General features: G+C 71.5%; 5 protein-coding genes. All 5 read right to left on the bottom strand.

Features of this window, described 5'->3' with window-relative positions; translation table 11 throughout:
- A partial coding sequence (locus ACTHNQ_RS14755; protein WP_440334555.1) for a penicillin acylase family protein occupies positions 1–738 on the bottom strand: 738 nt, incomplete at its 3' end.
- Between the two features lie 241 nt (positions 739–979).
- A complete protein-coding gene (locus tag ACTHNQ_RS14750) occupies positions 980–2,833 on the bottom strand; it encodes a YhgE/Pip family protein (RefSeq protein WP_440334553.1) in 1,854 nt (617 codons plus the stop codon).
- Positions 2,830–3,504, bottom strand: coding sequence for a hypothetical protein (locus tag ACTHNQ_RS14745; protein WP_440334551.1), 675 nt, complete (start codon positions 3,502–3,504; stop codon positions 2,830–2,832). The genes ACTHNQ_RS14750 and ACTHNQ_RS14745 overlap by 4 nt, the downstream gene beginning before the upstream one ends.
- Positions 3,501–4,139, bottom strand: coding sequence for a TetR/AcrR family transcriptional regulator (locus ACTHNQ_RS14740; protein ID WP_440334549.1), 639 nt, complete (start codon positions 4,137–4,139; stop codon positions 3,501–3,503). The genes ACTHNQ_RS14745 and ACTHNQ_RS14740 overlap by 4 nt, the downstream gene beginning before the upstream one ends.
- 52 nt (positions 4,140–4,191) lie before the next feature.
- The coding region (argG, locus tag ACTHNQ_RS14735; RefSeq protein ID WP_440334547.1) for an argininosuccinate synthase at positions 4,192–5,193 on the bottom strand (1,002 nt) is incomplete at its 5' end.

Below are 5,193 nucleotides of genomic sequence, written 5' to 3'. Positions count from 1 at the left end.
GACCGGATTGCGGTCGAACGGGTAGCCCGGGTACAGCTCGTCGATCTGCTCCTGGGTGAAGTCCGACGCGAGCACGGCGCGCTCGGTCTCGGCCTCGATGTTGCTGCGGAGGTCCCAGGCCATCGCCTTCAGCCAGGCGACCGAGTCGGCGGGGGTCCACGGCTCGATCTTGTAGTCGGGGTTCTGCAGCCCGAGCACGGCGTATTCGAACGACGCGTCGGCACCCTGGTGCTCGGCGAGGTAGGCGTTCACGCCGTCGGCGTACGCGTCGTAGTAGCCCCGTTCGGTGTCGCTGAGCGCCTCGACCTCCTGCTCGGCGATCTCGTGCCAGCCGAGGGTGCGCAGGAACTTGTCGGTGCCGAGCTGCGATTCGCCGAACAGCTCCGACAGCCGGCCGCTCGTGACGTGGCGGCGGAAGTCCATCTCCCAGAAGCGGTCCTGCGCCTGCACGTAGCCCTGCGCGAAGAACAGGTCGTGCGAAGAGCCGGCGGTGATGGTGGGGATGCCGAGAGCGTCGCGCTGCACCGTCACCTCGTCGTCGAGGCCCGTGACCGTGACCTCTCCGCTCAGCTGCGGGAAGGAGCGCTGCACCGTGTAGGTGATGAACCCGACCGCGACGAGGGCGATGACGACCACCGCGGTGACGATGGAGAACAGGGTGATGCCGATGGTGCGGCCCACCGAGCGGCGCTTCACGGTGTCGTCGGTGGCGTAGGGCGAGGCGGGGGGCTTCGACATTGAGAGCTTTCCGGGCTGAGGGGGACACGCGGTGCCGGGCACTGCGAGACGGGGTATCGCATGCGTTCGGGCGCACGCGGACTGTTTCGCATCGTATCCCCGACGTGCCCCTGGAGCCGAATCGCGCTCGCTTTTCGCCCGCGATCGGCCAGTTGGGTGCCCAGAATCACAGCGAAGGGATGCCGGGCGCCCGGCTGGGCCCACGCGGGTGGAGGGGCCGTGGGGACCCTTCGCCGGCGTGTCAGCCGATCACGCTCGGCTGCAGGTCGCGCAGCGTGCGGAAGTGGGTCATGCGGGTCACCCCGATGGCGGCGAGCACGCCGGCGCCGACGAGCCAGGCCACGAGCACGGTGAGGTCGAGCCAGACACGGTCGGCGTTGCCGCCGTACATCACCTGTCTCATCGCGTCGACGACGTAGCCCATGGGCAGCACATGGTGCAGCGCCGCGAGAGGCGCCGGCAGTGTCTGCCAGGGGAACGTGCCTCCGGCCGTCACGAGCTGCAGCACCATGAGCACCAGGCCCAGGAACTGCCCGACCGAGCCGAGCCAGACGTTCAGCGCCAGGACGATCGCGGCGTAAGTGGCCGATGCGAGGAGCAGGATGCCGAGGGTCGCGAGTGGATGCGCGAACGAGAATCCGAGCGCGAGCGCGAGCACGCCGAACAGCCCGAGCATCTGCACGCCGCCGAGGAGCGCCGGAGTCGCCCAGCCCGCCAGCGTGATGCGGATCGGCGAATGCAGGGCCGTGACCGCGCGCTTGGAGACCGGCTTCACGATGAGGAACAGCGCGTAGATGCCGATCCATCCGGCCAGAGCGGCGAAGAAGGGAGCGAGTCCCGCACCGTAGTTCTGCGCCTGCGTCAGCGACGAGCGCTCGACGTCGACCGGGGTGGCCAGCGTGTCGGCCTGCTTGGCCCGCGTGTCGGCGTCGTAAGACGGCAGCTGGGCGGCACCGGAGCTCAGGCCGTCGCGCAGCTGGGTGGCGCCGTCCTCGAGCTGGGTGAGGCCGCTGTCGAGCGTCGTCGCCCCGTCGCGCAGCTGAGCCGAACCGTCGCGCAGCTGTGCTGCGCCGTCCGCGGCGGTCGCCGAGCCGGCGGCGAGGGTCGCCGCGCCGCCCGACACCTGCTGCGCGCCGTCGTTGAGCCGGTCGATCTGCGCCACGGCGCCCTGCACGCGTTGGTCGACGGCCGTGATGCGCGCGCCGAGCGGGTCGAGTGTCGTCAGCACCTCGTCGATCTGCGCCTGGTCGAGCCCGGCCTCGGCGAGCTTGGCTGCGAGGTCGCTGCGCGCCTGCGGCAGTGCGGCCGTGGCCGACGTGGATGCCGAGCCGACGCGGTCGGCGATGCCGGCGAGCTGCGCGGTGCCGTCGGCGACCTGCGCAGCGCCCGACGACAGCTGCGCCGCACCGTCGCGCAGCTGCGCGGTGCCGTCGGCCAGCCGGGTGGCCCCGTCGTTGAGCTGGGTCGCCCCGTCGGCGAGCTGCGTCGCGCCGTCGCCCGCCTGTGCCAGGCCGTCGACCAGCTGCCCCGCCCCGGCGGCGGCATCGGTCAGCTGCACCCGGATCGTGTCGAGCGCGTCGAGCATCGTGAGCCCCGCCTCGGCCACGACCTTCTCGGTGACGGTGGTCTTGATCTTCTCGACCGCCTGCGTGCCGATCGTCGAGGCGAGGTAGTTGTTGGCGTCGCTCGTGTGCAGCACGATGTCGGCGGGATGCGGGTCGCCCGACGTGATCGACGCGATGGATGCCGTGAAGTCGGCCGGCAGCTCGACCCCGAAGTCGTAGGTGCCGTCGTCGAGGCCCGCGTTCATCTCGTCGGCGGTCGTCAGGTGCCAGTCGAACGAGCCGTCCTCGATGAGCTCCTGGGCGACCTCGTCGCCGAGGTTGCGGTCGGTGCCGTTGAGGTCTGCGCCGGTGTCGGCGACGACGAGCGCGACCGGCACCTGGTCGAGCTGGCCGTACGGGTCGCGGTTGGCCCACAGGTACAGCCCGCCGTACAGGATCGGGACGGCGATCAGCGCGACGAGCGCGATGAGCGACATGCGCGTGGAGGTGAGCCGGCGCAGCTCGGCGAGGATCATCTGCGGGACCTTCATGCCCGGCCCCCCTTCGTGCGCGCGGTGAGTCTGCGCAGCCGCGGGCCGTGCCCGGCGCGCCGCGCCTCGAGGGGTTCGGCGGCGGGGAGCGCGACAACCCGCTGCGACGCCTGCCCGGCGATCACGAGCACCGCGAACCCGCGGGCGGCGAACTCCTCGGCGATCGCCCACCAGGCCTCGGGCTCGCCGCCGTGACGATCGGGCGAGACGAGCACGAAGCCCTGGACGCCCTTGCGGAGCACCGCGAGCTCGCACAGTGCGCGCACGCGGTCGGCGGGGTCGACGTTCGAGACGGGAAGGGATGCCGCCTCGGCGAGGCCGTTGTCGGCCAGCCAGTTCTGCACGGCGATGGGGTGCGAACGGCGCCCGGCGAACATGAGCTCCTCGGCGACCACACCGGCGAGGGTGACGTTCGGCTCGGGCTCGGACACCTCGGGCGCGTCGACCAGGGCGACGCGTGCGCGCAGGGCCGAGGCATCCACCTTTCCGTCGAGCTCGACGCGACCCGTGTCGGGCCGCATGCGGCCCGAGGCGATGAGGCCGAGCACCGTCGGACGCTGCTCGGTCTCGGCGGCGACCAGGGTCGCGGTGCCGGACGCGTAAGAGGTCGAGGTGACGGGCAAGGCGTGTTCGCGACGGCCCTTGCCGACCGCGTCGAGCACGACCCTCACGCGCTCGCCGCCTCGGTGTCGGCGAGGATGTCGGGATGCGTGTCGAGCAGGGCCTCGGCCTGCCGCCACGACAGGCCGGCGATGCTGAGCACGGCGCGTACCGCGAGAGTCCGCGCCTCGGGCGACGAGGCGTCGATGCGGGTGATGACGGTGCGCGCGGTCTCTTCGACCAGGCGCGCGAGCGTGGGTGCGGCGACATCGGTGCGGAGCACCTCGGCGTCCTGCCCCTCGCGGACGATGCGCACGACGGTGCGGCGCAGCGGCGCCAGGGCGGCCGCGGTCTCTTCGAGATGCGCCTCGTCGAGCGCGATGGCGGCGAGCACCTGCACGTGCGCGGCCTCGTTCCACAGCGCGGCGGCCAGGCGGGCGAGCGCGACGCGCGCGTCGACATCGTCGATGGTCGCCGCGACGGCGTTGAAGCGGGCGGCGCCCTGGGCGACCAGCTCGCTCACGAGCGCGTCGCGGTCGTCGAAGTGGCCGTAGAGGGCCCGGCGCGAGAGGCCAGCCTGCCGGGCGATCGCATCGACCGAGGCGCGGGGATCGTGCGCGAGGGCGACGTGGGCTGCAGCGAGGATGCCGGCACGGTTCTCGCGGGCATCGCGCCGCGGCGGGCGCGCGACATCGGTGGAGGTCATGCCTCCATGCTACGCAACTTGCACAGCAGTGTGCAAGTTATTCAGGTGATGCTCAGTCGGTGCCGAGATCGAAGGCCGACGCCTCGTTGACGGCGTCCGTCGCATCGGCGAGCTCTTCTCCCGCGGCCGACAGCGGCGTCGCGCTCTCGGTGATCTCGCCCGCCTCGCCCTGCGACAGATGGCCGACGAGCTCGCCGGTCGCGCCGCCGATGATGCCGGCCGCCGCATAGTGCTCCAGGCGCACGCGCGAGTCGGCGATGTCGAGGTTGCGCATCGTGAGCTGGCCGATGCGGTCGGTCGGACCGAACGCAGCGTCGCCGACGCGCTCCATCGACAGCTTCTCGGGGTGGTACGACAGGCGCGGGCCGTCGGTGTCGAGGATCGTGTAGTCCTCGCCGCGGCGCAGACGCAGCGTCACCGAGCCGGTGATCGTCGAGCCCACCCACTTCTGGATCGACTCGCGCAGCATGAGCGACTGCGGCTCGAGCCAGCGGCCTTCGTACATCAGGCGGCCCAGGCGGCGACCCTGCTCGTGGTAGGTGGCGAGCGTGTCTTCGTTCAGGATGCCGTTGACCAGGCGCTCGTACGCCGTGAACAGCAGCGCCATCCCCGGGGCCTCGTAGATGCCGCGCGACTTCGCCTCGATGATGCGGTTCTCGATCTGGTCGCTCATGCCGAGGCCGTGGCGCCCGCCGATGCGGTTCGCCTCGAACACCAGGGCGACCGGGTCGCTGAACTCGACGCCGTTGAGGGCGACCGGGCGGCCGGCGTCGAACGTCACCGTGACGTCTTCGGTCTCGATCTCGACCGACGGGTCCCAGAAGCGGACGCCCATGATGGGCTCGACGGTCTCGAGCGAGACGTCCAGGTGCTCCAGCGTCTTCGCCTCGTGCGTGGCGCCCCAGATGTTGGCGTCGGTCGAGTAGGCCTTCTCGGCGGAGTCGCGGTACGGGAAGCCGTGCTCGACGAGCCACTCGCTCATCTCTTTGCGGCCGCCGAGCTGCGTGACGAAGTCGGCGTCGAGCCACGGCTTGTAGATGCGCAGCGCGGGGTT

The sequence above is a fragment of the Microbacterium sp. genome, assembly GCF_051953575.1.
Taxonomy (GTDB): domain Bacteria; phylum Actinomycetota; class Actinomycetes; order Actinomycetales; family Microbacteriaceae; genus Microbacterium.
This window is presented reverse-complemented; position numbering and strand designations above follow the sequence as displayed.